We start from the raw sequence: 25,092 nt of genomic DNA, 5'->3' as shown, positions 1-25,092 counted from the left end.
TGTCACGCCGCAGACGCACAGAATCTGTAATAAATCCGACAAAATCGGCTGGTCATTGCTTATTGCTGCTAAAACCGGGGAAGCGCCGCACCCGCGCGCAATACAGCCGAAACTTCGGGCGTATAGCTGTCGCCATCTTTCATGTGCCGGTCGCCCTCGTGCAGAATCAACGGGGCATGCAACCGAAACGCCGCGCCACCCCCTTTGCGCGCGCGCATGACGACCAGTTCAGCCTCGCGACCGGTGCGCGCGCACAGCGGCAAAACTTCGACGGAGCCCAACCTGCTTGCACAGGCTGACAGAACATCGGGCAGGCGTTCCGCTTTTTGGATCATATGCAGGTAACCTCGCGGGGCGAGCCTTTTGGCCGCAACCGCTATCCAATCCATCAGCGGTGTCTTCTCACCCAATGCAATACTTCGTCCTGAGTCTGACGCAGGGCTATGTGCCCCCGGGCGATAGTAGGGCGGATTTGCGATCACGTGGTCGAACATCCGGTTCCGGAGATCTTCCGGTAAGGCGTTCAAATCAGCCTCGACGACGTCCAGTTGAATCCGGTTCTGATCGGCATTTCGACGGGCCAGATCGGCATAGGGTGGCTGCAACTCAACTCCGGTCAATCGCAATCCCGGGATTCGCGCTGCAAGGCACAGAATGGCGGCCCCGGCCCCGCAACCCAACTCGAGAACAGACTGTCCGGGTTGGGCGGGTACAGATGCTGCCAGCAGAACAGGATCAACACCGGCGCGGTAGCCTGACAAAGGCTGCAACAGCTGTACCTGCCCGCCCAGAAAGGCGTTGCACGTCAGATCACTGTCTTTGAACCGGGTCATCGCCCTAACGGTATCTCATTGTCGCGCATGACACGTTCGGCCCGCGTTAAATCATCCGTACGGACCATAAGGCGACGCGGGAAGATTCCGATGCCTCCTTCGAGGATGCTCATATTTACGTCCATCTGAAAGCAGTCTATATCCTCGCCTTCAAGAAGAGCGGATGCAAAAGCCAGGATTGTCGGATCGGTGCTGCGCAATAGTTCTTTCATGGGGATGGATGTAAGGGCAAGGCGAGGCAGAAGTCGAGCCTTGTATCAGGAGTGTGATGAACGTCAGCACGATCTCGAAACCGCATGAGCGGCTCGCCGAAATTCTGAGCGGTGATATGGAGGCGGTCAACACGCTGATCCGCACCCGCATGGCGTCGGAACATGCCCCACGGATTCCCGAGGTGACAGCGCATCTGGTCGAGGCCGGAGGCAAGCGCCTGCGCCCGATGCTAACCCTCGCTGCGGCCCGGATGTTTGACTATTCGGGCGAGCATCACGTGCGTCTGGCCGCCACGGTCGAATTCATCCATACCGCCACCCTGCTGCACGATGATGTGGTGGACGAAAGCGCCCAACGGCGCGGGCGGCCCACGGCGAATTTGCTGTGGGACAATAAATCAAGCGTATTGGTGGGCGACTACCTGTTTTCCCGCAGCTTCCAATTGATGGTTGAGACCGGCTCCCTGCGTGTTCTGGACATCCTCGCCAATGCCTCCGCCACGATTGCCGAGGGCGAGGTGCTGCAAATGACTGCAGCCGCCGACCTAGGCACGGATGAGAGCGTGTATCTGCAGGTTGTGCGCGGCAAGACCGCCGCGTTGTTTTCAGCCGCGACCGAAGTGGGTGGCGTGATTGCCGGCGCTTCGGAACAGCAGGTCCAAGCGCTTTTCGACTATGGCGATGCGTTGGGGATTGCTTTTCAGATTGCCGATGATTTGCTGGACTATCAGGGCGACAGCAAGGCGACCGGAAAAAACGTCGGCGATGATTTCCACGAACGCAAGCTGACCCTGCCGGTGATCAAGGCCATTGCACAGGCCACGTCTGACGAGCGCGCCTTTTGGGATCGCACAATCGCGAAAGGTCGCCAGCAGGACGGTGATCTGGACCACGCACTGGCGTTGATGAACCACTACCACACCCTGGAAGCAACCCGTTCGGATGCTCTCGGTTGGGCGGCCAAGGCCAAATCTGCATTGGATGTTTTACCTGATCACGAGATTCGCACCCTTCTGCGCGATCTGGCGGACTACGTCGTCTCGCGCCTCAATTGAGCTGCGTCGCGCGGCACCACCATTCAGGATGTGCCGCGCCGATCTCGTAAGCGGCAAAATGCGCGGCGTTCATCGACGGGTAAAGGGCGAAACACGTCGACCCTGAACCCGACATGCGCGCCAGCAACGCGTCTCGGGTTGCGCTCAATTCCTCCAAAACGCGCCCTATCTTGGGGGCCAGTTCCACCGCAGGATCTTGCAGATCGTTCCGCTGCGCGCGCAGCCATTCGGCACAAACATCAGGTGCCTCAAAATCCGGAATGTCGACAGGCATGGGGGGGTTCCGGCGCTTCTTCATCGCATCGAAGACAGCGCCCGTCGGCACTTCGACGCCGGGATTAACCAACACTGCATAGAACTGAGGCATGGCTACGGGTGTGACCCGATCGCCAATCCCTTCCATCCGAGCGGCCATAGCCATCATGCAGACAGGAACATCGGCCCCAATGGATAAGGGTACGTTTTTCGGTACTTCGCCCCCTTGCTTAGCAACCATCCGCAAAACGGCCGCCGCATCTGAGGACCCACCGCCGATACCACCGCCATGCGGTAGCACCTTGTTCAGATGGATACGCCCCGTCCAACCGACGGCCTCAGCCGCCCGCCAAACCAGATTGCGATTGTCGGCGGGCACGCCTTCGGCATGTTCGCCAGTTACATCCAGTGAGAGATTTGGTCCCGGTGTGAATTCCAGTTGATCGCCGACATCCGCAAAAACCACCAGCGAATCCAGAAGATGATAGCCATCGTCTCGCTGGCCGGTCACATGCAGGGTCAGGTTGATTTTGGCAGGCGCGAAGGCCTTAATTGCCATTTGCGACCTTCAGAGGTTCCGCGCCTTCTTCAGCCAGCACCACGTCCAGACCAACCTCCAGCTTGCGGCGAATACGGTCCGGGTCAGCCTCACCATCGGTGTCCTCGGGGTCGACGAAAGACAACGCGCGTTTCCACTGAAACTCGGCCTCGCGCCCTCGACCGACGGCCCAATACACATCACCCAGATGGTCATTGACCACGGGATCAACTGGCATCAGCTCAACTGCACGCTCCATGTGCTCAACGGCTTCGTCATAGCGCCCAAGGCGGAACAGAACCCATCCGAGGCTGTCGACTATGTACCCGCTGTCGGGTCGGGCCGCGACAGCGCGTTCGATCATGCCCAGCGCCTCGTCCAACTTTTCTTGCCGTTCAACCAATGAATAGCCCAGATAATTCAGCACTTGCGGTTGATCCGGGTTCAGCTCCAGCGCGCGGCGGAAATCGGTCTCAGCCTGATCCCAATTCTTAAGGCGCTCGTGCGATATGCCCCTGGCATAGTGCAGAAACCAGTTGCCAGCAGATGCGCTGTCGGTCAGCGCAATAGCACTGTCGTAGGAGTTGACTGCCGCCGCATAGTTTTCCTGCCGCCGTTCCAAATCCGCCAGTGCAACGTGAACACTCGGCAGGTCTGGTTGTCGTGCGGCCAGATTTTGGAGAACTTCAACGGCTGCATCCATCTTTCCAGAACGGCCCAAAACTTCAGCCCTGCCCAGTTCTGCAGCGTGGTAGTCGTTACTTTCTGTCGGCACACTGCGATAGGCTTCGACCGCAAGGTCGTATTGGTTCAACTCATCCAGCAGCTCAGCGCTCAGCAAAATTGAGTCGACATGACCAGGGCGCAGGAAGTTTGCCGTACGCGCATACAACAATACATAGTCAGGTGACGCCTCTGAATTCAGTGCGGCGCCAACAGAGAAGAAAATCTCGGCCAGGCCATCCTGCGCGGATCGGACATGGGTGAACGGCAAAGTCTCTCCGGCGCCCAACCGCGCCAGATAATTCTCGATCGACGGGTCACTGCCTGCTGCAAATACGTTGTTCAGGAACTCGATCGCATCCTCATCGCGGTCCAACTGAGACAGCACTTCGGCACGAGCCAAAGCAGCGCGGCGCGAAAACTGCGCGACGACGCCATCATTGGCTCCGAACACCGCCTCGGATCCTTCAAAATCACCAATTGAGGCCAGCGCCATCGCTTTGTGATAGAGGGCAAATTCCTTCAGACCTTCTTGCGTCGAAACAGTGTCAAACTGTTCCATCGCCTTGGTCATCTCACCCTGACCCAAATAGGCCCATGCAGTCATCAACCCATCAACCAGAGGGCCAGCCCCTTGTGTTTCTGGGTCACGGGCCAGCAGGTCATCCAATTGCCCATCTGCAACCAGATTGGCCGAGATCACCATTCGCGCAGCCTGGCTTGGCAGCTTCGCACCCTCGATCGTCTCGGCAATCGGCAATGCACGCTCGATCTCGCCCAGCGCAAGGCGGGCAACGACAACGCTTTCCAGCAAAAGTTCATTTTGCGGATCGAATTTCAGCGCCTGAGCATAGTATTGTTCGGCAGCCGAGTAATCATTCTCGTAAATCGCTTGACGGCCAGCCAGATAGGATCCGGAACCCGTATCTGCAATAACCGGCATTGCGACTGTCGAAGAGAGCAGCACGGCCAACACCGTGCGACGAACCAGGGAAACCACCAAAATGCTGCCTTGTTGTCATTTGACTGACAGTCAAGCTAGGGCTTTGGTCAGGAAGAGGCAATGGCAGAGCCTTCACGACCCTGCCAGTGCCCGTATTTTCGCTTACATATTCGGGTAGTTTGGCCCATCGCCACCTTGCGGCGTGGTCCATGTGATGTTCTGGCTGGGATCCTTGATGTCGCAGGTTTTGCAATGCACGCAATTCTGGAAGTTGATCACGAATCGTGGACCATCTTCATCCTCGACCATTTCATAGACCCCCGCCGGACAATATCGCTGCGCCGGTTCGTCAAATTTGGGCATGTTGACCTTGACCGGGAGTTCAGGATCGGACAGGTGCAGGTGGCAGGGCTGGCTTTCCTCATGGTTCGTCATCGCAAAGGACACGTTGGTCAGACGATCAAAGGACAGTGTGCCATCGGGTTTTGGGTAGTCGATCGGCTGATGCTTGCTAGCCTCTTCTGTCGCCTCGGCATCGTTCTTACCGTGACCCATGGTGCCAAACAACGAAAAGCCCAGAGTGTTGGTCCACATGTCCAGACCGCCCAGTGCCAGCGACGGGAACAGGCCCCATTTCGACCACATCGGCTTGACGTTCCGCACCTTTTTCAGGTCCTTGCCGATGGCGCCGTCGCGCACATCGGTTTCATAGACTGTCAGCTCATCACCCGAACGCTCGGCCTTGATCGCGTCGAAAGCGGCCTCAGCCGCCGCTTTGCCTGACAGCATCGCGTTGTGGTTGCCCTTGATGCGCGGCACATTGACCATGCCTGCCGAACAGCCCAGCAGGGCCACGCCCGGCGCGACCAGCTTAGGCATCGACTGATAGCCGCCTTCGGTGATCGCACGGGCCCCATAAGCCACGCGTTTACCACCTTTCAGCAGCTCGGCCACCATCGGGTGGTGCTTGAAGCGCTGGAATTCCATGTAGGGGTACAGGTGCGGGTTCTTGTAGTTCAGGTGCACCACAAACCCGACATAGACCTGATTGTTTTCAAGATGGTAAATGAACGATCCACCGCCTGCGTTGCCGCCCAAGGGCCAGCCCATGGTGTGCGTGACCGAGCCTTCCTTGTGCTTTGCCGGGTCAATCTCCCAGATCTCTTTCATGCCGACGCCGTATTTCTGCACTTCTTTGCCGGCAGACAGGTCGTATTTGGCGATGACTTCCTTGGACAGCGATCCGCGCACACCTTCGGATAGGAAGACGTATTTACCGTGCAACTCCATACCGGGTTCGGTGTTGGGACCGTAAGAGCCGTCGGCTTCCAGACCAAAGACACCGGCAACAACGCCTTTGACCTCGCCGTTGTCGCCGTAAACCAGTTCGGAGCACGCCATGCCCGGGAAAATCTCAACGCCCAGTTCCTCGGCCTGTTCAGCCATCCAGCGGCATACATTGCCCATCGAGACGATGTAATTGCCGTGGTTGTTCATCAGAGGCGGCATCGGGAAGTTCGGGATACGGATCTTGCCTGCCTCACCCAGCAGATAGAAGTTGTCCTCGTGCACCGGCACATTCAGCGGCGCGCCCTTTTCCTTCCAGTCCGGGATCAACGCATCCAGACCACAGGGATCCAGCACTGCGCCAGAGAGGATATGTGCACCGACCTCAGAGCCTTTTTCCAGCACCACGACATTCAGATCAGCGTCCAGCTGTTTCAGACGGATGGCGGCGGACAGACCTGCTGGACCTGCGCCCACGACCACCACATCATATTCCATCGCTTCGCGTTCAATCTCGGCCATCGCGGGCTCCCTAGCTAACTTTTCCGAATTGGCGCTCTCACCGCATGGTCTGCGCAATTTTGTTTCACGGCTGATTACCCGTTGTAAAAGACATTGGTCAATCAAAACACGGCGTAACAAAGTCGCATTACGGCAGTTTATGCCTCTGGCGCGTCTCCCAACAGATATCTGGGGCCACTTCCATTGGACTTAGCCCGATCATCGGGGTTGTAGAGAGCGCATTTTGGCAGGCTCAAGCATCCACAGCCAATGCAGCCATCCAAATTGTCGCGCAATCGCAGCAAGGTGTCGATTCGCTGATCCAGATGGGAACGTAAGCTGACACTGATGTCTTTCCAGTCTTTCGGCGTTGGAGTTCGTTTCCCGGGCAGGCCGGAAAGAACCTCTCGTATTTCGGGCAGCGTTAATCCGAATTGCTGGGCGATCATGACAAAACTCAGGCGCCGAATATCGGCCCGCTGATACCGGCGCTGTCCACCGGCGTTGCGCCAGGGCGAGACCAACCCCTGCGCCTCGTAATACCTGATGGCGGAAACCGCCAACCCCGTACGCTGCGCCAATGCACCAATTGCCAGACCCTCAGAAACAGCCATCACATCCTCAAAAAAATATCTTGACCTAAAGTTAGGTTTAGAAATTACGATGAGTCGAAGCAAGGCAAAAAGTTGAAAAGGAGACACCATGATGGCGACACTTGAACACACCAACTTCACCGTACGCGATCCAAAAGCATCTGCAGCTTGGATGGAAAAGGTCTTTGGCTGGAAGACCCGCTGGGAAGGCGCTGCCATCGCGGGCGGATACACCGTGCATGTCGGCAGTGCCCACACCTATCTGGCACTCTATGCCCCATCCGATCCAAAGCCTGCCGGGGAAAGCAGCTATGACATCGTCGGCGGGCTGAATCATGTGGGCGTTTTGGTGGAAGACATCGACGCCACCGAAGCCAAAGTTCGGGACGCCGGGTTCGACCCTCACAATCATGCCGACTACGAGCCGGGCAAGCGGTTCTACTTCGATGACGACAACGGCATAGAGTTCGAAGTTGTCCAATATGATTGAGATGTTGTGGCTTGGAGCCGACGCGCATCGGTGGCGACGGGGTGAGCTTCTGGGGCAACGCCACAGGCGGTCTCCATCACCCCCGAGACGGCGCTAAGTCGCGAATCCAGCGCCTCGCGGCCTTTGCCCTCTTGCAATTCACGCGCCATTTGGGTCAGGTATTCGCCAACCTATCCTTCGCCCCGACGCTTTTGTGCGGCGGGGCGACTCAATTTTTGCGTGGACAAGTAGAGTATGGAAAAGATCCCAATGACGCCTTCGGGCAATGCCGCGCTCGGGGCCGAGCTTAAAAACCTCAAATCCGTCGAGCGCCCTGCGATTATCGAAGCGATTGCGACGGCACGGGAACTTGGGGACCTCAAGGAAAACGCCGAATACCACTCGGCCCGCGAAAAGCAGGGATTTATCGAGGGTCGCATCAAAGAGCTTGAAGGCATTCTGTCGCTGGCCGATGTGATCGATCCCGCCAAGCTGTCCGGCGCGATCAAGTTCGGTGCCAAGGTTACATTGGTCGATGAAGATACGGATGAGGAAAAGACCTGGCAGATCGTTGGTGAATACGAGGCCAATATCGAAGCCGGTCTGCTGAACATCAAATCGCCGATCGCCCGCGCCCTGATTGGCAAGGACGAAGGCGACAGCGTCGAGGTCCGTACCCCGGGCGGCGTACGGTCTTATGAAGTCCTGAGCATTTCATACGCCTGACCGGAGCGCACGTCATGTCAGGGTCAAAACCTGATCCGGAATCCGAACGACCAACCTCGCTGGGCATCTACGACCGCCCACGCGTGCCGTCCGTGACCGGAATCGAAATAGCAGCATTTGTGCTTAGCCTGATCTGGCTGGTGGTGTCCGTTGTTTTTCTGGTTATGCCAGATCAGGAACAGGGCAGCAGCCTGATCGTGACCTTTCTGGCAGTGTTCATGCCTGTGGCGATGATCTGGGTTGCCGCCATGGCCATGCGCGCCAGTCGGATCATGCGCGAGGAGAGCGCCAGGTTGCAAACAGCGATCGACGCGATCCGCAATGCCTATGTCATCCAACAACAGCGTGCCGCCAGCACATATGAACCGACGGTCAGCAAAAAGCTGGACGAAATTGCCGAAACCGCAAAGAAGACCGAAGATGCATTGGCGACATTCTCATCCAAGCGCAGTGCGCCAGCGAAAGTTGCAATGAAACATGCCAGTACCGGCGATCAGACCTCGCTGGAACTTGGCATCTCGGCAGAAGAAATCGCGCCGCCACTGACCACCGATGTTTTCGTCAGAGCCCTGAACTTTCCAGAAACGCAGGACGATACCGAAGGGTTCGACGCCCTTAGGGTTGCGCTGAAGGATCGTAAGACCGCGCAATTGGTGCAAGCCTCGCAGGATGTGCTGACACTGCTTAGTCAGGAAGGCATTTATATGGACGACCTGCGCCCCGATATGGCGCGACCAGAGGTCTGGCGCCAGTTTGCGCAAGGCTCACGCGGTCGTTCGGTCGCCGCGTTGGGCGGTATTCGGGATCGTTCTTCTTTGGCTCTGACGGCCGCTCGGATGAAACAGGATCCGATTTTCCGAGATGCCGCACATCACTTTCTGCGCCGTTTCGACAATATGATTGTTGAGTTCGAATCTATCGCCACTGATGCCGAACTGACGGCATTGGGTGAAACCAGAACTGCGCGTGCATTCATGTTGCTTGGACGCGTGGCGGGCACGTTTGACTAGTCGGGGGCAACCACCCAGCACATCTTGGTGGCGCTGTTGAACCCGAATATGTGCTTGAACGGCCCAGTCTCTTCCTGACCCACGGCCTGGAACCCTTCTCTTTCGTATAGGGCCTTGGCGCGCGGGTTGGTATCGATCACGTCCAGCTGTACTTCGGTCATTCCTGACTGATGCGCCTCGGCCTTGATGGCAGCCAACAGTGCTGTTCCAACACCCTGCCCGCGCGCCTCTGCCGCCACGAAGATACCGTCCATCTGAAATACGCCGGGTTGCAGGTCCCGCTCCAGAACGCTCAGGACCAAGCCGCGCCAGATCGCACCAAACCACCCGTAAACGCGGGCAAGATCGGTCATGCTGCCCCCAGCAAGACCACCCTCTTTTGTTTTAAACCCGGCAAGGCCCAGCATCTGCCCATCCGGGTCACGGGCCACAAGCGCGAAGTCGGGGTTCAATACGGTTTCGAAAAATGCCAGCCCTTTGTCGTCTGGCCCCATGACCCGGTTCAACTTCGCCGCAAAGGCCTGCCAGAACAGGGCCGCGGCCTGAGGTCTTTCAACCGCGCTGAATCCACGTGAAATTGCAATTGTCACAGCCCAAAGCTCCCATATGGGATGAAGCGCACCAAGTCGCCGGGTTTGATATGACGTTCGCCATCTTCGATTTCAACCAGGCCTTCGGCCCAGCTGAGCCCACTGATACGGCCTGACCCTTCTGAATGAAAAACCTCAACCTGACCCGCGCGAATGCGCGCGCGCAGGTATTCCCGTCGCCCCGGCTTTTTACGTTTTTCAAAAGCTGCGGGAACGTCGAAACCTTGTGGTTTCGCCCAGCCCTGCCCAGACATTAGGCACAGCGCTGGGCGGGCAAAGATCAACGTGCAAACCAGTGCTGCGACCGGATTGCCGGGCAAGCCGAAAACCGGCTTTCCCGACCACATGCCCAGCGCAAGTGGGCGTCCCGGCTTAAGCGCGATCCGCCATTCCTGCATTGCCCCGGCCTGCCGCAACAGGGCCGACACATGGTCTTCATCGCCTGCGGACGCCCCGCCGCTGGTCAGAACGACATCCGCCTGGCCCGCTGCCTGATCCAAACGGGCCCGCAGTTGGTCGCGATCATCCGAAACACGCCCCATATCAACTGGGATAAATCCCATCCGATCAATCAGCGACAACAACATCGGGCGGTTGGCGTCGAAAATCTGTCCCGGCCCAGCGCTGGCACCCGGCTCAACCAGTTCATCTCCGGTGGACAGAACTGCCACGCGCAATGGGTGGCGCACCAAGACATCGGACACTCCAACCGCTGACATCAGCGCCAAATCAGCAGGTGTGACTTTGCGCCCTGCACGCAGGGCCACGTCGCCTTCCACCACATCCTCGCCTGCGCGCCTTGTATTGGCGCCATGTTTCATCGGGCCGTGAAACGCAATCTGACCAACCTGAACCGTTACATCCTCTTCCAGAATAACCGTGTCCACACCCTTTGGCAGTGCGGCCCCTGTCAGCACACGCAAGGCGCTCCCTGCCGGGACTTCTCCAGCAAACGGAATGCCGGCTGCCGAGCGCCCGGGGGCCAACGGCATGACGCACGTGCCCTCGGGGATAGGCCCAGCGAAGCCATAGCCATCCACGGCTGTGTTGGGTTGTGGCGGGTTTGACCTGTGCGCAATCACATCTGCAGCCAGAATCCGTCCCATCGCCTGAGGCAGCGACACAGGCTGAGAGGACGTGACCGGGCGCAACCGGTCCTGCAACAAGGCCAGTGCCTCATCAACCGGCGTCCAGGCGACACCGGCAGGCAATGCGAAACAGTCGTTTCGCAATGGCGGTGGCACGATCTTCGACTTGTCCTGAGGTACGCCCAAAATCCAACCTTCCTCTGCGGCAGAGACATCCAATTGGCCCATCAATTCCTGATCTGTCAATTGTGACAGGCTCAGCGCGACCTGCTCGACCTGCCACGCATCCTTGATCCGCCCCTCTGGTGCTCCACCAAGGGTCAGCGACGGCCAGATTTCGACAAACGCGACCGGTTTATCAAGCTGCTCGAATGGCCAGACTGAGACCTGCCCGTCGAACAGGTTCCGCAATCGATGCAATACCGGCAGACCCATCATCACCTGGCCCCCAACAGCGCCTGCACCGGCCAGTTGCCAGCATGTAAAGCTGCCTCTGGCTAGATCTTCGACCTTTCGGCGGTCCGGAAAGGGGTTCTGATAACCTGCTTTGGTGCGCGGCAGCCCGTCAATGTCCCGACGCAGGCCATTCATCCAGAACGGGCCTTTGCCGCCGAACTGCGTGTTGATCTGGCCGGCCAAATCAAAGCGATTGTTGGTCGTTGGGGTATCTTCGATATGTGCTTCCAGCCACTCCCACAGGGCAAGGGGATCATCTGTCCCAGTGATCGCTTTTGCAAAGCCCGAGGGGTAACTGAATGGAAAGTCGAACCCTATGAATACACGCCGATCAGCAGCACGCTCGGTTCGGATAAAACGGCTCAGCCAGTCCTCCGCGACCTTCCGGTTGCGCAAATACACAGGGTCCTCTGATTGACCGTTACGCGCTACGCAAACCCAGATCGCATCCTTGCGAGGGCGTGGTCCGGTATCGTTTCCACCGGACCAATCCACCATCACAAAGCTCTGGAACAGAGTCACAAACCTACCTCACTTAAAATGAAATCCGCAATCCGACATGTGTCATTCAGGTCAAAAACCGGCCTGTCCAGGTCCAACGGCGTGTCGCTGGCAACAGCACGGATCGTGTCGTCATCGGTGGCGATCAGAGCGTTGCCCGGTTCGGCCCGGAATGCCTCGATCTTGGGGTGAGGCTCGCGCTTATAGCCCTCGATCAAAACCAGATCGACCGGAGAGAGCCGGGCCAGTAGCGAACCCAGTGTTGGTTCGGGTGCACCCCGCAGCTCTTGCATCAGCGCGACACGCTGGCCTGAGGCCAATAGCACCTCATGCGCACCAGCCACGCGGTGGCGTTGGCTGTCGCGACCGGGCTGGTCTACGTCAAAAGAATGGTGGGCGTGTTTGACGGTTGAAACGGTAAAGCCGCGCCCGGTGATCTCGGCCACCAGACGCTCCATCAATCCGGTTTTGCCGGCGTTTTTCCAACCGGTGACACCATAAAGCTTCATGCCCGCTCCAGCAGGTCTTTGGCCCGGTTCAGATCGTCTGGCGTGTTAACGTTGAAGAAGGGATCAAAAGGCTCGGCAGAAAAAAGCGCCTCGCGCCCGTTATGTTTGTCGGTCCACAATACCACTTTGCGCAGGCCATCTTTAAGCCCGATCCTTAAATCATCGCGCAAGGCAACGGGCCACAAACCAAAAGTAGGGTGCCGGTTGATCCGCTTTCCACCGCCGGACTTCAACGTATTGTCCCCGGTCCGGGGGGTTGTTGCGAGAACAAGGGGCTGCGACTGACCCTCGGCTGCTTGCAGCAGGCGCGCCACCAGATCACGAGGGAAAAACGGAGTATCTGCAGCCGCGGTGACAATGCAGTCGGCCCCTTCCTCGGCAGCCCAGTCCAAACCTGCTAAAACGCCAGCCAAGGGACCGGCAAACCCGTCGATCGTGTCTGGAAGAACTGGCAAATCCAAACCTGCGAAACGCGCAGGATCGCCATTGGCATTCAACGCCAAACCGTCCACTTGTGACCCAAGCCGATCGACGACATGGGCCAGGAGGCTTTTACCGCCAAGCTGCAGCAGGCCCTTGTCCCCACCGCCCATCCGGGTTGCCAGACCGCCCGCGAGGATCACGCCCAATGGCTGTTTCATGTGATGACCCTGATCAATTGTTCACATCCTTAATCCCGTCCGGCACGATAACGTGTATTCAGCTCAGCTGAAATGCTGATGGGTACAAGTGATGCAGAATGAACAACCACATAACCAGCGTGCCAATCGAAAGCAGCGACGTCACCGAAACCGAATGCGCCGCCAATTCTGATTTTTGGTCGTAGTGCTTGGCCAAAAGGAAAGCATGTTTCGCGGTCGGGACTGCGGCGGACACGGTCGCGGCAATGATCCACAGCGGTGTCATCCCCAACGCAACGGCGGTAACAAGCACCAAACCTGGCAGCAAGATCAGTTTGATCAGAGACACACCAAGGACATACAGTCCGGTTTTCCTGATCGCGCCAAGCCGCGTTGCAAAGCCGATCGCAAACAGGGCCACAGCCGACAGCCCTTGGCCCAGAATGTGCAAATAGTCGGCCACGATGTCCGAAAACCCCAACCCAGTCAGCGAATAGAGAACACCCAGAAAAGCGGACAAGATGATTGGGCTTTTGAGCGCGTTGAACACCAGTGTTGTCAGCCCAACGCGGCTCTGTTCCTGCGCCGAGGACGCGTTTTCCAGCATCACCGTGACAAAAAACAGCAAAACCGCAATCACGACGATAGAGATTACTGCCGGAAGCGACCCCTTGGAGCCAAACAAGGAGTGCAGAACCGGCAAAGCCACCAACCCCGCGTTTGAGGCGATGGCCAGATAGGCCAGCATCGTCGCTTCGCCTGCGCTCCATCCCGTGGCACGACGGATCAAGACGTAGAGCACGACGAACAATCCGGCCGTCACACCGCCAAAGGCAATCAGAAATCCGTAGTTCAAAAGCTCGCTGAACTCTTCTTGCCCGATCAGCATGAACAGAAGGGCTGGGATCAGGACATAAACAGCAAATTGCACCAGCACATCCGCCAGTTTCTCATCAAAAATCTTGGCAAGCGAGAACAGGTAGCCGGTGGCAATGACACCAAACACCGGCGCGATCAGGCTGACAAACTCCAAAAAAATACTGCCTCCAAAATCGATTTCAGTCACCAGTTCGGTCGCCGAACCAGCCATGCGTTTCTATGCTGTTCCCGAGGCGCTTTTCCTGCGGTGTTTTTTGTCCTCTACCGCTACGCTCGCCGGGTCTACGTCGCGGACCAGACGATCCTCACCCGCAAGACACACAAACCTCTGTCCTCGCATTCGGCCGATCAGGGTCAGACCGACCTCGCGTGCGATTTCAACGCCCCATGCCGTGAATCCGGATCGCGACGCCAGAACCGGGATGCCCATCATCGCGGTTTTGATCACCATCTCGGATGTCAAACGACCGGTGGTGTAGAGAATCTTATCCTCTGGCGCCTCGTCCACAGACCGCATCCAACCCGCTATCTTGTCCACCGCGTTGTGGCGCCCGACATCTTCCATGTAAACGAGCGGCCGATTTTCCCGGCACAAGATCGTGCCATGGATCGCCCCCGCCTCAAGATATAGCGACGGGGTGCGGTTGATCTTGGACGCCAGCTCATAAAGCCACGAGGTCCGGACCGTGACCTGTGGCAGGCGCACGTCCTCCAACCCCTCCATCATATCACCGAACACCGTCCCTACAGCGCAGCCGCTGGTGCGTGTTTTTTTCTTCAGCTTGTCTTCATATGAAGTTTCGCGCGCAGTGCGCACCACCACGGTTTCCAGATCGTCGTCATAGTCGACACGCGTGATCTCATCATCTGATAGCAGCATCCCCTGATTGCGCAGAAACCCCAGCGCAAGGTATTCGGGATAGTCGCCAATGGTCATCGCCGTGACAATTTCCTGCGAATTGAGGTAAATCGTCAGCGGCCGTTCTTCGACCACCGAGATCTGACTGAGATCCCCGTTCTGATCCACCCCTTCGACCGCTCGGGTCAGGCGCGGTGCACCTGGGTCCGGGGCGATTATGTAATCCGTGACATCCAGTTCCGTGGCCAATTGCAACCCTTTCCCAAGACGGCTACTGCTGCTGGCATCACCATAGGATTTAGCCATGGCAATCACCACACCCAAGTCATACTTCTGGAAGGGTTTTCGCGATGGGGCACCCTTTGTATTCGTCGCAGTTCCCTTCGGCACCCTGTTTGGCGTGTTTGCGACCGAAGCCGGGTTGAACATCGTCCAGGTCCTTGCCTTTTCCGCCACGGTTTTTGCGGGTGCCGCGCAATTCACTGCGTTGCAACTGCTGCAGGAACAAACACCGACCGCGATTGTGTTGGCCTCGGCACTGGCGGTGAACCTGCGTGTGGCGATGTATTCCGCATCTCTGACCCCCTACCTTGGGCGCGCCCCGTTGTGGCAGAGGGCATGTGCGGCCTATCTGACGGTGGACCAATCCTATGCCTGCTCGATTGTCCAGTTCGAAAAAGAGCCTGAGATGGCGCTATCCCAGCGCATGGCCTACTTTTTTGGCTCGGTCACTCCGATCACACCCTTATGGATTTTTGCGACATATCTCGGGGCTGTACTCGGAACTCAGATCCCGGACAGCTGGGCGCTGGATTTTGCCTTGCCAATTACGTTTCTGGCCATGGTCGGGCCGATGATGCGCACCTTGGCGCATGTGATTGCTGCGATTGTCGCCATTGCGGTAGCGATATTGACGGTCGGGGTCCCGTTCAACCTCGGCCTGCTGATTGCGGGTGCCGCAGGTATGATGGCAGGTGCACAGGCTGAGGTCATGATGGAGCGTCGGAAAGCATGACACAAATCGACGCGCCAACCATTTGGTTCATCATCATCGGGCTGGCAATTGGCAGTTTCGCCTTGCGTTTTGCCTTTATCGGTTTTGTCGGTGATCGCCCCATGCCGCCCTGGCTGTTGCGCCATCTGCGGTACACAGCGGTGGCAATTCTGCCTGCCCTGATCGCCCCGTTGGTCGTTTGGCCATCAGCCACTGAAGGTCAGCCCGACGTGGCGCGAATGGCTGCTGCCGCCGTGACACTGGCGATAGGGCTAATCACCAAAAATGTGCTGGCCGCGATCTTCACTGGCGCCGGCACGCTCTATGGGTTGCTGTATTTATTGGGTTGAAGTCGCGTTTAGTTGATTGAGGCGTGCATTGTTAGCAGCAAGACCTGCCTGCAGATCCGCATCATCGTTCTCGCGGTACTCTTCCGTGACAACGCCCGGTATCTGGCCGAATTGTTCCGAGAGCTTGACCGGAAAAAAGGTGACGTCAATCTGTTCGAACCCAGGCACCTGCTTCAGGATGCTGGCGGTCGAGTTTGCACAATACGCGCCTGCGACCGGACCACTCTGTTTGGCCAATTGAAGTGCAATCTCAGCCTGCTGAGGCGTAACTTGGATCGTCTGGATACGGGCATAGTGCGTTTCACGGGCATGCGAGCTGCGATAGGCCCGTTCCACGGCCGGAGTAATTCCATAGAGCACATCATCGACAACCGGCACGACATCGGCCCGGAACGACCCTGCAGGGTCAAAGATAACCCGCTCACTGCCGCCGATCATCAAAGACGTGTGCGCCCCGGACCCGGTGCGCGTGTTGATCATCGTATAAAGCGTCAGTGTCGATGGGCCGGGGTCGCGGTACGACCGGGCCACAACCTCGGCCTGATCCGCTTGTGGCCGGTTGGAGCTGGCGCAACCTGCCACTGTAGCTGCCAGCAGGCAGACAATCAAAATCCTGAACACAGCCGCCCCCGGTATTGCTTACGACGCGAAGACTGCCAGAAACAGGCAAAGGATTGCGATGGCGACCACGCACCATGTGGTGGCTTTAATGAACCCGTCAAAGGTTTTGGTTTGAACGGTGATATCCATGTCGCCGTGATTGTGTTCAGCCATGTGTCCAAGATTCCTAATTCGCATGTTTGATATGTTGGATAATAGAAAACGAAGGGTCTGTCACGACGTCATTCGCGCGCAGGCGCGCGCTCTGTGAAAACCGAACATCCAGCGTAGCCAAAGCCCCACCGCCACGGAAGACCGCTACACGGCCCTCCACCGAAACGGACAGCTCGGAACATGGCATCGGCGGTGATTGAATGCACGGATCTGATCTGATCGGGCGTCAAGTCATACCGTTGGGCGTATTCGTCGGCGTGGTTGTCGCCGTGATCCTTGACGCAGGACCGCAAGACCTCATCAGCGGACAAGCGGGCGTCATAGCTGTCTTCCGCCCGCAGCGCACCGCCCGCATTGTGATAGGCCCGATCATGGGTCACGCAGCACTCTTCCCAGGGTGGTTGCTTTTCGTACAGCTCGCCAACTTGCGGAAACGTTTTGGCGACCCACCGCCAACTGGTCGACAACCCGCCCGAGCATCCGTCGGTCTCAAACGGTGTCAGTTCAACCACGTCTCGCTGCGCGATCAAAGCATGATGGGTCGGCATTTCAAAGCTGCGCATCAAGTCCTGGGCAAACGCGCAGGTTGGCAGAACTGCAAAAAGCAACGCCAGACTAGGGGCTTTCATCACGCATCGCCTCTGTATCGACCTGCATTCCGAACGTGGTGGCAAGCCACAGCATCAGTCTTTCACCGGGTCCCATTTCGGCGCGAACTCGCAGAACCTCTTGCGCCATGGCCGGACGATCCGTGATCAGGCCGTCCACGCCCATCGATGCCATGGCGGACATCTGCAACGGATCGTTTACCGTCCAGACATAGATATCCTTACCCGCCTCATGGATCGACCGGATGAGGCCCGGCGATACCAGCGCGGCGTTTACGGCAACAAAGTCACCTTCCAGCCCCGCCAGATCTCCGACAGCGGTCGCGGCCAAGACGCCCGCCCGCCAATCCGGGCGCAGGGCCTTCATCTTTTGCACAGCCGGATATTTCAGCGACATGGTGGCGATGTCGCCCTGCATGCCCAATTCCTCGACCAAACCGGCCACCCGATTTTCGAGATCGATGTCATGGCCATAGTACTTCAATTCGATGATGACCTTGGCCCGGCCCTTTGCCGCAAGCAGCACGTCGCGCAGAGTTGGCGAGCGTTCCCCGGCATATTCCGGGCCATACCAGCTGCCGATATCGATCTGGGCCACATCCTCCATCGTGGCATCCCAAACCTTGAGGTTCACGTCCGCAAGCTTCATGAAATCGCTGTCATGGGCGACGATGACAACGTCATCCGCCGTTTCCTGTACGTCGATCTCGACCCAATCTGCGCCATCTTCGATCGCCTTCAAAACCGAGGCCATGGTGTTTTCGGGTCGCAATGCCGCCGCGCCACGATGGCCGATAACCTCTGCATGATCGGGGGCCTGAACACGCGCCAACAATCCCTGCCCTAGCCACAGGCCGATCACCACGGCGGCGGCTGCCGCGCCGACGGTGACGAAAACCGGTGCTTTGATCCGCCGCGGTTCGGGATGCGGAAAGTCCTTTGTTTGGGTGTCAAAGAACCCGTCCAGCAGAACAGCCAGTGCCCCCAGTGCAGTGGCCGCCAGAAGCAACCCCGTCAAAGACCACAAACCCGCGACTACCAAGCTGAGTGTCAGCGCCAATCTCAGGTTCACGCCATCCTGCAGCGGCACAAGTCCGAACAACACACCAGCCACCGCGGCAATCAGCGCCGCAATCACCAGGCGTAAGCCCAGCCACAGGGCCAGTTCGATCTTGAGACGACCGCGTTTTCCTTCCATCCGCCGCGTGCTTTCGTCAAACGCCGCCTTGGGAGAGGAGTCTTCGAAAATGACCAGATGCAAGGCCAGCGCCCAAGCAGACAGTCGACGGATCAGCACCCAGGCCAAGGAAAGGATCACGACACCGATCAGAATGACCGCAACCCAAAATGCTGGCGGATGAAACGTCAGGTAGTAGTTGATGTCATATTCGGTCAGCGTCCACCACGCGATCAAACCCGCAACGGCCACAAACGGCAGTGCCAGAATCAAAACGCGGAAAATGAACCGTATTGCGAACCCGAACAGAGCAGGCAGACGGGGCAAGATCAGGCCGATGGCCGCACTGCCTGCACGCCACGGGTCGCTTTCCCCCATGCGCAGCGATCCGGCCATGACCGAAAAGACAAAAACTTCCGCCAGCAAAAACAGGCTGAGCACGACAATGGCCGCGATAAACCCAGCAGGTGAGAGCAGGAACATTGCGATGTCCTGATCTGTCAGGGCCGACTGATTTGACAGCGACACCGCCAGATTGACCGCAGTGGCGACGCCCGGCGCGATCAATGCAACCAGCAACAGCCTTACCGCAATATAGATAGGCAAGAACACCCGCCGCCGTGCCCAGGCCCCGGCATAGGCGTTTGTAACGGCTGAGAAATAGGTCACGCGGTGGCCTCCTGAATGGTGAACTCATTCAAGGCTGCGCACACGTGAATTGCAAGTCAGGTGGTTAGCTTTCTTCCAGATCAGCGGCCAGTCGGAACCCAATGCGGTTGGCCGGTTTGTCCTCGACCGATTTGGGCAGGGCCCGCAGCATGACGTTCAATTGGCTGACATGCTGCACCAGTTGGGTCCGCGCGCCTGTACCATCCGAACCATAAAAGGTGATGATATCCGGGTCGAAGTACCCCATCCCTTCGATCCGCATCACACCTGCATCGCCGCCGGTAAAGCCCATGGCGACCTCATGATCACCATCCAGTGTCTTTTCAAAGTTCTGAATGTAAAGGATCAGGCGCTCATAGGCCCATTGCGCCGGGCTTTTATCTGCTACCGGAGTTTGCAGCGTTTCCGGCAGATCCTTCGAACCGGATTCAGCCTCGGGGTTCGAATGGACCTCATAACAGCGCGGCATCGCCGCTGCTTCGGCAGCCTCGGCTGACGTTTCGATCTTGTCCTGCATTCCTCATCCCTTGCGTTGGTATACCCACGCCCCGTCCGCGCGGCGCGTCCGGGTTACAGCTCCAATGTGGTGAAGATGGTTCACGTGTGCAACCGCTTCGACCAAAGCAAGACCATATTCCCCGTCGCGGATCGTGCGCTTGAACAAAGGTGCGAAACACTCCGAGGCGGATTTGGGCGTTTCCAGATCGTTCAAAAGACGCTCCAGCGCGCCGTGATGGTTTTCGATCAGCTGCCGCATGCGTGTGGGCAGTCCGGTAAAGGGTAATTTATGCCCGCCCAAGACCAGATGATCGGGGCGCGCCAACGGCTGCAATCGTTCGCATGCCTCAAGCCAATCCGCAACCGGGTCCGCCATGGGTTCAGTGGCGTAGACACCCAGATTTGGGCTGATCGAACTCAGAACCTGATCTCCGGTCAGGACAAGATTGTCATCCCGACTCCAGAACGTCGCGTGTTCAGGTGCATGGCCGTTACCCATATGCACGTCCCAATCGCGACCGCCCATGCGGATAACATCACCTTGTTTGATCCGGGTGAACCCCAAGGGCATGGGGAAAACAACATCCGCGAAATTGAACGGGCGATCCGCCATCCGTTTGGCAAGGACTTCGGCCGCCATGCCCGAACTGCGGTAGAAATCCAGCGTTTCCGTCGGCCAGCTTTCCTGCACATCCAGCATCAGCATCCGCGCAAACAGCCAGGCGGTACGACTTGCGACCAGTTCAGCGCCGTGATCAGACTGAAACCAACCGGCATTGCCGACATGATCCGGGTGATGGTGGGTGACCACGACCCGGTTCACTGGCTTTCCCGCCAGTGGTCCAGCCATTAGCGTTTCCCAGATGTCGCGGGTCTTTTTCGATGACAGCCCCGTGTCGATCACCGTCCAGCCGTCACCATCGTCCAGCGCATAGACATTGACGTGATCCAAGGCCATGGGCAGCGGCAGCCGCATCCACAATACACCCTCGGCGATTTCGACGGCCTCGCCGGATGCAGGCGGTTCAGGCCATGGGTATCGGATCGCAGGGGGGCGTTCGCCGTCCATCATGCGACCAGATCATCTGCGCTGAGCGCAAACAGATCCTCTGCTCCGCTTTGTGCCTGGACCAGCAGGCCCGCATGTTCGGGAAGCAATGCATTGATGTAATAGCGCGCCAGCTTGGCCCTTGGCCCATCAGGGTCGGCAAGTGCGGCAGACAGATGGTAATGCCCACCCAGCACACGCGCAAAGGCGTTCAGATAGGCCACAGCCCCAGCAAAACGGTTGTTCATGTCATCCTGCGAAACCAACCATTCCGTCGCCTCACGCAGCGTTTCACTGGCTTCCCAGACCGGTCCTGCAAGCTCGGGCAGTGTCGCACGGGCCTGTTCCGCCTGATCTTCGATTTCATCCAACAAGCGCGAGGCTGCCTCTCCGCCGTCCATCATTTTGCGCGCGACAAGGTCCATGGCCTGAATGCCATTGGTGCCTTCGTAGATCGCCGTGACGCGCACATCCCGGTAGTATTGCGCGGCGCCAGTTTCTTCGATGAAGCCCATACCGCCGTGCACCTGCACCCCGGTTTCGGCCACACGCATGCCGGTCTGAGTGCCGAAGGCCTTGCCGATGGGCGTCAACAGGGCCGCACGGGCCGCCCAATCCGCATCACCGGTGGCATGTGCCATATCGATGGCGGCTGCGTTGGCCAGCATGATCGCGCGCGCGGCGAAGACATCGGCACGCATTTCGGTCAGCATCCGCCGCACATCCGCATGATCGATGATTGTGCCCGAGGGTGTTCTGCCCTGCTTGCGCTCTAAAGCGTAGGTCATAGCATGTTGATACGCACCTTCCGCGGCGCCAACCCCCTGCCCGCCGACGCCAAGGCGTGCGTTGTTCATCATGGTGAACATCGCAGCCATACCGCCGTTTTCCTTGCCAACCAGCCATCCGGTTGCGCCGTCATATTGCATCACACAAGTCGGAGAGCCGTGCAGACCCATTTTATGTTCCAGCGACACCACTTTCAGATCATTGGCCACGCCCGGATTACCATTTTCGTCTGGCAGGTACTTTGGCACCAGAAACAGCGAAATGCCCTTGGTGCCCGGCACGGCATCCGGCAAACGGGCCAGAACGAGGTGGCAGATGTTCTCGCAGAAATCGTTATCGCCCCAGGAAATATAGATCTTCTGCCCGGTCACTGCATACGTACCATCCCCGTTCGGCTGAGCCTTTGAGGACAACGCACCCACATCCGATCCGGCCTGCGGCTCTGTCAGGTTCATCGTCCCCGACCAGTCTCCTGAAATCAGTTTCGGCAGGTACAACGCCTTAAGCGCGTCATCCGCGTGATGTTCTAGCGCCTCAATCTGACCCTGTGTCATCAAGGGTGCCAATTGCAGTGACAGGCAAGCAGCGCTCATCATTTCGTTCACCGCAGTTGTTACGGTCATGGGCAATCCCATGCCGCCATGCTCCGGGTCACTGCTCATCCCGATCCAACCGCCTTCGGCAATCGCCTTCCAACCGTCGCCATATCCTGGTGACGTGCGCAGAACGCCGTTCTCTAGCCGTGCGGGTTCCAGATCGCCGGGGCGCTGCAACGGGGCCAGAATCTCTTCGCACATTTTGCCCGCCTCAGACAGGATCGCGCTAACAACATCCGGGCTGGCATCGGCGAATTTTTCGGTGGAGGCAATCTGATCGAACCCCACCACTTTGCTAAGCAGGAATTCGTAGTCTGAAATCGGGGCGCGATATGGCATGGTTTGCCTCTGGGTATGTCTAAAAAGGATTGCGCAGGTGGGCTTGGATTCCGTGTCCTACGCCGGTATTCATCTGGGCTTTGATGAATTACCTACCCTTCCCTATGTTGCAAGCAACCAAAACGCGGCGTCACCAGACATGATCCCGACCACACTTGACCTGACAGCCGACCCGCAAGGCATAGCGCGTGCCGCAGATCTGCTGCGCCAGGGCTTGCTTGTCGCCTTTGCAACCGAAACCGTCTACGGCTTGGGAGGAGATGCCCGGAGCGGGTCTGCCGTGGCCGCGATCTATGAGGCAAAAGGACGGCCCAGCTTTAACCCGCTGATCGCCCATGTCGCCTCGGTTCAGGCGGCGCAACGGTTTGTGCAATGGTCCGATCAGGCTCAGATGCTGGCGGATGCGTTTTGGCCTGGTCCTTTGACGCTGGTCCTGCCGTTGCGCGAAGGAAACGGGATTTCCACGCTGGTCACCGCAGGGTTGGATACGCTGGCCGTCCGGGTGCCTGCCCATCACACGGCCAGAGCTTTGTTGGCAGAATTCGACGGTCCGGTGGCCGCGCCCTCGGCCAATCCATCGGGTCAGATCAGCCCCACGAATGCTGAACATGTGCGTGCGGGTCTAGGCGGACGCATTGCCGCCATTCTGGACGACGGCCCTTGCGGCGTCGGACTCGAATCCACAATCGTGGGCCTTGCAGAAGAACCGACCTTGTTGCGCCCGGGCGGCGTGGCTTTGGAACAGATTGAGGCGGTTCTGAATGCCCGCCTTCACCTGCACCAATCTGGCGACTTGCTGACCGCCCCGGGCCAATTGCAATCTCACTACGCCCCAGACGCGCCGGTTCGGTTGAACGCACGGACACGGCAGGGCGACGAAGTCTTGCTTGGATTTGGTCCTGTTGAGTGCGACTTGAACCTATCCGCCAAAGGTGACGTGACCGAGGCAGCGTCAAATCTGTTTGCGGCCTTACACAAGTTGAACGAATCTGGCCGCCCGATTGCCGTATCCCCGATCCCGAACACTAACCTAGGCGCTGCAATTAACGACCGTCTGTGCCGCGCTGCAGCGCCGCGCGACAGTTGATCAGGCGCGACCGGCGCTGGCCGACAGTGTCAGCGGGTCAACACCTAGCGTTGCCAAAGCCGCCGCCCATTTTTCGTCATCCGGCACATCAAAAACAAGATTCGACGTCGCATCGGTCGTCAGCCAGCCATTCATTCCGATTTCGTCTTCCAACTGATCGGGTCCCCACCCTGAGTACCCCAATGTCAGCATTGAATTCAGCGGCCCGCGCCCCGAAGACAGATCTTCAAGCACATCCAGCGTCGCCGTCATGCTGAAATCGTCCGTAATCTGCATGGAATGCAGGTTGGCCTCATAATCTGCACTGTGCAGGACAAATCCCCGGGACATCTCGACCGGGCCGCCGAAATGGACAAGTCGTTCCCCGACGATCGGAATTCGGCACGGAATATCCAGTTGCCCCAGCAGGGTTTTTAACCGCAAATCCGAGGGTTTATTGATGATCAGCCCCATCGCTCCGTCGTCGCCATGGCTGCACATATACACCACCGAATGATCGAAACGCGGATCACCCATGCCAGGCATCGCAATCAACAGTTTTCCGGTCAGGTCCATGGTCGGGTATCTCTTGATGTGTTCCCTTCAACAATGACCCTGCGGCATGTAGATTGGCAAGGGAGCAACCGGTATTTCTCCAGATTTCATTCAAGTGACCGGAACGTGACTTGGAATCCGGCGTCGTACCGGGCATTTATAGGCTATGAAAACGTTGATGAGATCCACCATTGCCGCTGCTTTAACGGCCTGCCTTTGGCTTGCCACCCCTGTTTTGGCGCAAAGCTTGGATGGCGTTGTTAAACTGGACATTCTTGATGGCGGTCGTACCGCCAACGGCACCTATCTGGGTGCGCTGCGCCTGACATTGAAGGACGGGTGGAAAACCTACTGGCGCGCGCCTGGCGACGCGGGAATCCCGCCACAGTTCGATTGGAGCGGATCGCGCAATGTCGGCAATGTCTCCATCACCTGGCCCGCGCCCGAAATCTTCGATCAAAACGGCTTGCAGTCCATTGGATACAAAGATCAACTGGTCCTGCCGATCGAGATTACGCCCAGGAACCCCGCCAAGACCGTGCGCCTGCGTGGCGAGATGGACCTGGGCGTGTGCAAAGATGTCTGCATCCCCGAGCGGTTGGATTTCGATCATACTCTGGATGCCGATGCCGGGCGCAATCCGGCCATTGCCGCGGCCCTTGCACAGCGCCCGTATTCCGCCCGTGAAGGGCGCGTGTCCAAGGCCAGCTGCCGTCTGACACCAACGACTGATGGAATGCAGATCGAAGCGCGCTTGACCATGCCTTCGGCCGGTGGGCGCGAGGTCGCAGTAATCGAACCCGGAAACCCGGCGCTTTGGACATCGCAACCCGACACGATCCGTCAGGGTGATACCCTGATCGCCCGGTCCGAGATCATCAATGCCTCTGGCGCGCCTTTCGCACTTGACCGGTCCGAAATCAGGATCACGGTTTTGGGCGCGAAACACGCGGTGGACATCAAAGGTTGCAGCGCCGGTTGA

Annotated in this window: 28 protein-coding genes; 8 read left to right on the top strand and 20 right to left on the bottom strand. The window is 58.2% G+C overall.

Annotated elements, in window-relative coordinates; genetic code table 11:
- Window positions 1-68 precede the first annotated feature (68 nt).
- Window positions 69-833, bottom strand: coding sequence for a tRNA1(Val) (adenine(37)-N6)-methyltransferase (locus D9K61_RS06205; protein ID WP_120632375.1), 765 nt, complete (start codon window positions 831-833; stop codon window positions 69-71).
- On the bottom strand, window positions 830-1,045 hold the full coding sequence (locus tag D9K61_RS06200) for a DUF2007 domain-containing protein (RefSeq protein ID WP_120632374.1): 216 nt from the start codon (window positions 1,043-1,045) through the stop codon (window positions 830-832). Before D9K61_RS06200 ends, D9K61_RS06205 begins: the two co-directional genes overlap by 4 nt.
- A gap of 56 nt (window positions 1,046-1,101) precedes the next feature.
- Here D9K61_RS06200 and D9K61_RS06195 point away from each other — a divergent pair, with 56 nt between their 5' ends.
- The gene (locus tag D9K61_RS06195; protein WP_120632373.1) at window positions 1,102-2,100 is read left to right on the top strand and encodes a polyprenyl synthetase family protein; all 999 of its coding nucleotides are present in this window, start codon (window positions 1,102-1,104) and stop codon (window positions 2,098-2,100) included.
- Here D9K61_RS06195 and D9K61_RS06190 read toward each other — a convergent pair.
- The 4 genes from D9K61_RS06190 to soxR all read right to left on the bottom strand — a co-directional run bounded on the left by D9K61_RS06190 (window position 2,093) and on the right by soxR (window position 6,961).
- Complete coding sequence (locus D9K61_RS06190; protein ID WP_120632372.1) at window positions 2,093-2,914, bottom strand: 4-(cytidine 5'-diphospho)-2-C-methyl-D-erythritol kinase; 822 nt, start codon at window positions 2,912-2,914, stop codon at window positions 2,093-2,095. The genes D9K61_RS06195 and D9K61_RS06190 overlap by 8 nt on opposite strands.
- On the bottom strand, window positions 2,904-4,619 hold the full coding sequence (locus D9K61_RS06185) for a tetratricopeptide repeat protein (RefSeq protein ID WP_371688458.1): 1,716 nt from the start codon (window positions 4,617-4,619) through the stop codon (window positions 2,904-2,906). The genes D9K61_RS06190 and D9K61_RS06185 overlap by 11 nt, the downstream gene beginning before the upstream one ends.
- 102 nt (window positions 4,620-4,721) lie before the next feature.
- Window positions 4,722-6,368: an electron transfer flavoprotein-ubiquinone oxidoreductase gene (locus D9K61_RS06180; protein ID WP_120632371.1), complete on the bottom strand. Its 1,647-nt coding sequence runs from the start codon at window positions 6,366-6,368 to the stop codon at window positions 4,722-4,724.
- A 137-nt stretch (window positions 6,369-6,505) separates the two neighbouring features.
- Window positions 6,506-6,961 carry a redox-sensitive transcriptional activator SoxR gene (gene soxR, locus D9K61_RS06175; RefSeq protein WP_120632370.1) on the bottom strand — a complete coding sequence of 152 codons (456 nt, stop codon included), beginning with the start codon at window positions 6,959-6,961 and terminating at the stop codon, window positions 6,506-6,508.
- An 88-nt stretch (window positions 6,962-7,049) separates the two neighbouring features.
- On the opposite strand from soxR, the gene D9K61_RS06170 reads away from it, so the two are divergent.
- The 3 genes from D9K61_RS06170 (at window position 7,050) to D9K61_RS06160 (ending at window position 9,145) form a co-directional block, all read left to right on the top strand.
- Window positions 7,050-7,430 carry a VOC family protein gene (locus D9K61_RS06170; protein WP_120632369.1) on the top strand — a complete coding sequence of 127 codons (381 nt, stop codon included), beginning with the start codon at window positions 7,050-7,052 and terminating at the stop codon, window positions 7,428-7,430.
- 234 nt (window positions 7,431-7,664) lie between these two features.
- Entirely contained in the window at window positions 7,665-8,135 is a 471-nt protein-coding gene (greA, locus tag D9K61_RS06165; RefSeq protein WP_120632368.1) for a transcription elongation factor GreA, read from the top strand.
- Between the two features lie 14 nt (window positions 8,136-8,149).
- Window positions 8,150-9,145: a hypothetical protein gene (locus D9K61_RS06160; RefSeq protein ID WP_120632367.1), complete on the top strand. Its 996-nt coding sequence runs from the start codon at window positions 8,150-8,152 to the stop codon at window positions 9,143-9,145.
- On the opposite strand, the gene D9K61_RS06155 is transcribed toward D9K61_RS06160, so the two are convergent.
- The 6 genes from D9K61_RS06155 to D9K61_RS06130 are packed head-to-tail and all read right to left on the bottom strand — an operon-like array spanning window position 9,142 to window position 14,953.
- A complete protein-coding gene (locus D9K61_RS06155; RefSeq protein ID WP_371688457.1) occupies window positions 9,142-9,735 on the bottom strand; it encodes a GNAT family N-acetyltransferase in 594 nt (197 codons plus the stop codon). The two genes, D9K61_RS06160 and D9K61_RS06155, sit on opposite strands and share 4 nt — an antisense overlap.
- Window positions 9,732-11,801, bottom strand: coding sequence for a gephyrin-like molybdotransferase Glp (gene glp, locus D9K61_RS06150; protein ID WP_371688456.1), 2,070 nt, complete (start codon window positions 11,799-11,801; stop codon window positions 9,732-9,734). The genes D9K61_RS06155 and glp overlap by 4 nt, the downstream gene beginning before the upstream one ends.
- Window positions 11,798-12,289 (bottom strand): molybdopterin-guanine dinucleotide biosynthesis protein B, encoded by a 492-nt coding sequence (gene mobB, locus D9K61_RS06145; protein ID WP_120632366.1) that lies wholly within the window; start codon window positions 12,287-12,289, stop codon window positions 11,798-11,800. The genes glp and mobB overlap by 4 nt, the downstream gene beginning before the upstream one ends.
- Window positions 12,286-12,930, bottom strand: a complete 645-nt coding sequence (gene mobA, locus D9K61_RS06140) for a molybdenum cofactor guanylyltransferase MobA (RefSeq protein ID WP_120632365.1) — start codon at window positions 12,928-12,930, stop codon at window positions 12,286-12,288. Before mobA ends, mobB begins: the two co-directional genes overlap by 4 nt.
- Window positions 12,931-12,988: 58 nt before the next feature.
- The gene (locus tag D9K61_RS06135; RefSeq protein ID WP_120632364.1) at window positions 12,989-13,999 is read right to left on the bottom strand and encodes an AEC family transporter; all 1,011 of its coding nucleotides are present in this window, start codon (window positions 13,997-13,999) and stop codon (window positions 12,989-12,991) included.
- A 6-nt stretch (window positions 14,000-14,005) separates the two neighbouring features.
- Window positions 14,006-14,953, bottom strand: coding sequence for a formate dehydrogenase accessory sulfurtransferase FdhD (locus D9K61_RS06130; protein WP_120632363.1), 948 nt, complete (start codon window positions 14,951-14,953; stop codon window positions 14,006-14,008).
- Here D9K61_RS06130 and D9K61_RS06125 point away from each other — a divergent pair.
- On the top strand, window positions 14,952-15,662 hold the full coding sequence (locus D9K61_RS06125; protein WP_120632362.1) for an AzlC family ABC transporter permease: 711 nt from the start codon (window positions 14,952-14,954) through the stop codon (window positions 15,660-15,662). The genes D9K61_RS06130 and D9K61_RS06125 overlap by 2 nt on opposite strands.
- Window positions 15,659-15,991, top strand: a complete 333-nt coding sequence (locus tag D9K61_RS06120; protein WP_120632361.1) for an AzlD domain-containing protein — start codon at window positions 15,659-15,661, stop codon at window positions 15,989-15,991. The genes D9K61_RS06125 and D9K61_RS06120 overlap by 4 nt, the downstream gene beginning before the upstream one ends.
- Here the strand turns inward: D9K61_RS06120 and D9K61_RS06115 are convergent.
- The 7 genes from D9K61_RS06115 to D9K61_RS06085 all read right to left on the bottom strand — a co-directional run bounded on the left by D9K61_RS06115 (window position 15,980) and on the right by D9K61_RS06085 (window position 22,489).
- Complete coding sequence (locus tag D9K61_RS06115) at window positions 15,980-16,612, bottom strand: hypothetical protein (protein ID WP_120632360.1); 633 nt, start codon at window positions 16,610-16,612, stop codon at window positions 15,980-15,982. The two genes, D9K61_RS06120 and D9K61_RS06115, sit on opposite strands and share 12 nt — an antisense overlap.
- 18 nt (window positions 16,613-16,630) lie before the next feature.
- On the bottom strand, window positions 16,631-16,765 hold the full coding sequence (locus D9K61_RS06110; RefSeq protein WP_120632359.1) for an aa3-type cytochrome c oxidase subunit IV: 135 nt from the start codon (window positions 16,763-16,765) through the stop codon (window positions 16,631-16,633).
- 68 nt (window positions 16,766-16,833) lie between these two features.
- Window positions 16,834-17,394, bottom strand: a complete 561-nt coding sequence (locus D9K61_RS06105) for a hypothetical protein (RefSeq protein WP_120632358.1) — start codon at window positions 17,392-17,394, stop codon at window positions 16,834-16,836.
- Window positions 17,381-19,219: a glycerophosphodiester phosphodiesterase family protein gene (locus D9K61_RS06100; RefSeq protein ID WP_120632357.1), complete on the bottom strand. Its 1,839-nt coding sequence runs from the start codon at window positions 19,217-19,219 to the stop codon at window positions 17,381-17,383. Before D9K61_RS06100 ends, D9K61_RS06105 begins: the two co-directional genes overlap by 14 nt.
- A gap of 64 nt (window positions 19,220-19,283) precedes the next feature.
- Window positions 19,284-19,736, bottom strand: coding sequence for a DUF6173 family protein (locus D9K61_RS06095; protein WP_120632356.1), 453 nt, complete (start codon window positions 19,734-19,736; stop codon window positions 19,284-19,286).
- Window positions 19,737-19,739: 3 nt separating this feature from the next.
- Complete coding sequence (locus D9K61_RS06090; RefSeq protein ID WP_120632508.1) at window positions 19,740-20,786, bottom strand: MBL fold metallo-hydrolase; 1,047 nt, start codon at window positions 20,784-20,786, stop codon at window positions 19,740-19,742.
- The gene (locus D9K61_RS06085) at window positions 20,786-22,489 is read right to left on the bottom strand and encodes an acyl-CoA dehydrogenase (RefSeq protein ID WP_120632355.1); all 1,704 of its coding nucleotides are present in this window, start codon (window positions 22,487-22,489) and stop codon (window positions 20,786-20,788) included. The genes D9K61_RS06090 and D9K61_RS06085 overlap by 1 nt, the downstream gene beginning before the upstream one ends.
- A 139-nt stretch (window positions 22,490-22,628) precedes the next feature.
- Between D9K61_RS06085 and D9K61_RS06080 the strand changes: the two genes are divergently transcribed.
- Window positions 22,629-23,576, top strand: a complete 948-nt coding sequence (locus D9K61_RS06080; RefSeq protein WP_120632507.1) for an L-threonylcarbamoyladenylate synthase — start codon at window positions 22,629-22,631, stop codon at window positions 23,574-23,576.
- On the opposite strand, the gene D9K61_RS06075 is transcribed toward D9K61_RS06080, so the two are convergent.
- Complete coding sequence (locus D9K61_RS06075) at window positions 23,577-24,131, bottom strand: YqgE/AlgH family protein (protein WP_120632354.1); 555 nt, start codon at window positions 24,129-24,131, stop codon at window positions 23,577-23,579.
- 157 nt (window positions 24,132-24,288) lie between these two features.
- Between D9K61_RS06075 and D9K61_RS06070 the strand changes: the two genes are divergently transcribed.
- Entirely contained in the window at window positions 24,289-25,092 is an 804-nt protein-coding gene (locus D9K61_RS06070; RefSeq protein WP_254055695.1) for a protein-disulfide reductase DsbD domain-containing protein, read from the top strand.

Source organism: Ruegeria sp. EL01 (assembly GCF_900313035.1).
Lineage (GTDB): Bacteria > Pseudomonadota > Alphaproteobacteria > Rhodobacterales > Rhodobacteraceae > Ruegeria.
Note: the sequence above shows the minus strand (reverse complement) of the source record. Positions and strands in the feature narration are given on the sequence as shown.

Bases quoted from the DNA above. Each gene is read 5' to 3' on its own strand.
- D9K61_RS06205 (WP_120632375.1), bottom strand. From the start codon at position 833: ATGACCCGGTTCAAAGACAGTGATCTGACGTGCAACGCCTTTCTGGGC.
- D9K61_RS06160 (WP_120632367.1), top strand. From the start codon at position 8,150: ATGTCAGGGTCAAAACCTGATCCGGAATCCGAACGACCAACCTCGCTG.
- D9K61_RS06085 (WP_120632355.1), bottom strand. From the start codon at position 22,489: ATGCCATATCGCGCCCCGATTTCAGACTACGAATTCCTGCTTAGCAAA.
- D9K61_RS06170 (WP_120632369.1), top strand. From the start codon at position 7,050: ATGATGGCGACACTTGAACACACCAACTTCACCGTACGCGATCCAAAA.
- greA (WP_120632368.1), top strand. From the start codon at position 7,665: ATGGAAAAGATCCCAATGACGCCTTCGGGCAATGCCGCGCTCGGGGCC.
- D9K61_RS06130 (WP_120632363.1), bottom strand. From the start codon at position 14,953: ATGGCTAAATCCTATGGTGATGCCAGCAGCAGTAGCCGTCTTGGGAAA.
- D9K61_RS06125 (WP_120632362.1), top strand. From the start codon at position 14,952: ATGGCAATCACCACACCCAAGTCATACTTCTGGAAGGGTTTTCGCGAT.
- D9K61_RS06200 (WP_120632374.1), bottom strand. From the start codon at position 1,045: ATGAAAGAACTATTGCGCAGCACCGATCCGACAATCCTGGCTTTTGCA.
- mobB (WP_120632366.1), bottom strand. From the start codon at position 12,289: ATGAAGCTTTATGGTGTCACCGGTTGGAAAAACGCCGGCAAAACCGGA.
- D9K61_RS06120 (WP_120632361.1), top strand. From the start codon at position 15,659: ATGACACAAATCGACGCGCCAACCATTTGGTTCATCATCATCGGGCTG.
- D9K61_RS06105 (WP_120632358.1), bottom strand. From the start codon at position 17,394: ATGAAAGCCCCTAGTCTGGCGTTGCTTTTTGCAGTTCTGCCAACCTGC.
- D9K61_RS06135 (WP_120632364.1), bottom strand. From the start codon at position 13,999: ATGGCTGGTTCGGCGACCGAACTGGTGACTGAAATCGATTTTGGAGGC.
- mobA (WP_120632365.1), bottom strand. From the start codon at position 12,930: ATGAAACAGCCATTGGGCGTGATCCTCGCGGGCGGTCTGGCAACCCGG.
- D9K61_RS06180 (WP_120632371.1), bottom strand. From the start codon at position 6,368: ATGGCCGAGATTGAACGCGAAGCGATGGAATATGATGTGGTGGTCGTG.
- D9K61_RS06090 (WP_120632508.1), bottom strand. From the start codon at position 20,786: ATGGACGGCGAACGCCCCCCTGCGATCCGATACCCATGGCCTGAACCG.
- D9K61_RS06195 (WP_120632373.1), top strand. From the start codon at position 1,102: ATGAACGTCAGCACGATCTCGAAACCGCATGAGCGGCTCGCCGAAATT.
- D9K61_RS06110 (WP_120632359.1), bottom strand. From the start codon at position 16,765: ATGGCTGAACACAATCACGGCGACATGGATATCACCGTTCAAACCAAA.
- soxR (WP_120632370.1), bottom strand. From the start codon at position 6,961: ATGGCTGTTTCTGAGGGTCTGGCAATTGGTGCATTGGCGCAGCGTACG.
- D9K61_RS06190 (WP_120632372.1), bottom strand. From the start codon at position 2,914: ATGGCAATTAAGGCCTTCGCGCCTGCCAAAATCAACCTGACCCTGCAT.
- D9K61_RS06075 (WP_120632354.1), bottom strand. From the start codon at position 24,131: ATGGACCTGACCGGAAAACTGTTGATTGCGATGCCTGGCATGGGTGAT.
- D9K61_RS06080 (WP_120632507.1), top strand. From the start codon at position 22,629: ATGATCCCGACCACACTTGACCTGACAGCCGACCCGCAAGGCATAGCG.
- D9K61_RS06070 (WP_254055695.1), top strand. From the start codon at position 24,289: ATGAGATCCACCATTGCCGCTGCTTTAACGGCCTGCCTTTGGCTTGCC.
- D9K61_RS06095 (WP_120632356.1), bottom strand. From the start codon at position 19,736: ATGCAGGACAAGATCGAAACGTCAGCCGAGGCTGCCGAAGCAGCGGCG.